The organism is Blautia sp. AM23-13AC (assembly GCF_003435675.1).
Classification (GTDB): domain Bacteria; phylum Bacillota; class Clostridia; order Lachnospirales; family Lachnospiraceae; genus Fusicatenibacter; species Fusicatenibacter saccharivorans.
Genome location: NZ_QTUL01000035.1, coordinates 1 through 1487, shown reverse-complemented (window position 1 = coordinate 1487; position 1487 = coordinate 1). Strand labels below are relative to the sequence as shown.

Genomic DNA, 1487 nt, shown 5'->3' with positions numbered 1-1487 from the left:
GTCAATATCTACACCTCACTCCCTCTCGCCTTGACCGCTAATCTTATCAATGAAGTATTTTACCTTTTTCTTCGTACCGACAAACTGAAATTTATCTTAGAAATTACAGCAATGTTATTTTGATAAACTTTCAAGAATTGAAATATCATGCTTATCTTTATCTCTTAATTCATAACCTGAATGGAAAACTTTTTGGCCTTTTAAAGATATACAAGGAATTGTTTTGCCTTCAAAAAAAACACTACCAAAGTAATCTTTTTCAAACTCATACCATCCACCCTCTAAATCAGCTTGTTTTGAAGTTCCGTCCTCATTTAAAACGAACGGGTGAATGTCTAAGTAACCAAGTTCATCACTATATAACTCTATTCTAACCGGTTTCCAGTCTGTATCAATTTTATAGCCCAGATTCAAAAGCACATTTAACAATTTTTCCGTATGTTGAGCATCAAAATTTATATCTATATCTCTATGAATTCTTGTTTGTTTACCAGCTAAAATATCTACACCCCATCCGCCATCCAACCAGTATGTAATTCCAGTATTTTCGAATAATTCTATTACTTTCATTAAATCTTCTTTTGTTGTTATTTCTTTTCTACCCATACAAAGTCTCCTTTACAACTTCTATATAATTGTTTAGTTAAGTCAATATCAATATCTAATTGCCAAGGCTCAAAATCAAAAATCATGGTCATCACACTCCTTTTTAAAATTCCGATTTGTCGTTTTCTTTTTACTTACCAATCATACCATACAACAGCATAAGAAACACTAAGATATTGCAGACCATACCGCCCCAAAACAGGTACAGCTTCAAACCCTCATACCTAAAAAAGCTGTTTTTGCTTTCCTCCAGTTCCCGGACTTTCTGCTTCATTACGCTTGTAAGTGTATCAGACTGCTTCTCAAGGGCTTTTGTTGCCCTTTGTACAGCCTCTATATTCGCCTGTAATGCCTTTCTAACCTCTTGGACGGTACTTTCTCTAACCTCATCTCTCAGGCTCCCAATTTCGGCTGATATGGCGTTCTGAAGCAGTTCGTTGCCGTTCTCTAACTGCTCTACGTTCTTCTTCAGCTCGCTGATGAGCTGCCTGCTCAGTTCGGCGTCTCTCTGCCTGTTCTGCTCTGCCCTTGCTTGTCCTTGATTTGACTGCTTCATCAATTCCTCGCAGCTCTCGCTCGACAAAGCTAAGGCTTCCTTCAGCAGGCTGTTCTCCAGCTCTGTCCGGCTCTGTCGGTTCAGTTCTTGGAGCTGTTCTCTCGGACTTGCCTGCTCTGACTTCTGCTGTTCGTGCATTTCTCTCAAACTCATGCTCCAGTTCCTCCTTTCCAAAACCCATGTTATAGTATTTTTCCAGCTTATTATTACGAATTTTGCAAGCCTTTTCTCCTGCCTGTTCCCTGGCTAAGTCAGTATATGTGATGTACTTGTGGCTGTCCTGCCAGTCCACTCCGTACCCTCTTTCATTCATCAGCCGGATAAA

2 protein-coding genes are annotated in these 1487 nt (G+C 39.4%); both read right to left on the bottom strand.

Annotated features, from left to right (window positions below; translation table 11 throughout):
* Positions 1–114 precede the first annotated feature (114 nt).
* Complete coding sequence (locus DW642_RS15680) at positions 115–606, bottom strand: nucleotidyltransferase domain-containing protein (protein ID WP_009263190.1); 492 nt, start codon at positions 604–606, stop codon at positions 115–117.
* A 130-nt stretch (positions 607–736) separates the two neighbouring features.
* On the bottom strand, positions 737–1315 hold the full coding sequence (locus tag DW642_RS16390) for a hypothetical protein (RefSeq protein WP_242991220.1): 579 nt from the start codon (positions 1313–1315) through the stop codon (positions 737–739).
* Positions 1316–1487: the final 172 nt, after the last annotated feature.

What these genes read in the sequence shown, in the direction of transcription:
- DW642_RS15680 (WP_009263190.1), bottom strand. Translation starts at nt 606, where the DNA reads ATGGGTAGAAAAGAAATAACAACAAAAGAAGATTTAATGAAAGTAATA.
- DW642_RS16390 (WP_242991220.1), bottom strand. Translation starts at nt 1,315, where the DNA reads ATGAGTTTGAGAGAAATGCACGAACAGCAGAAGTCAGAGCAGGCAAGT.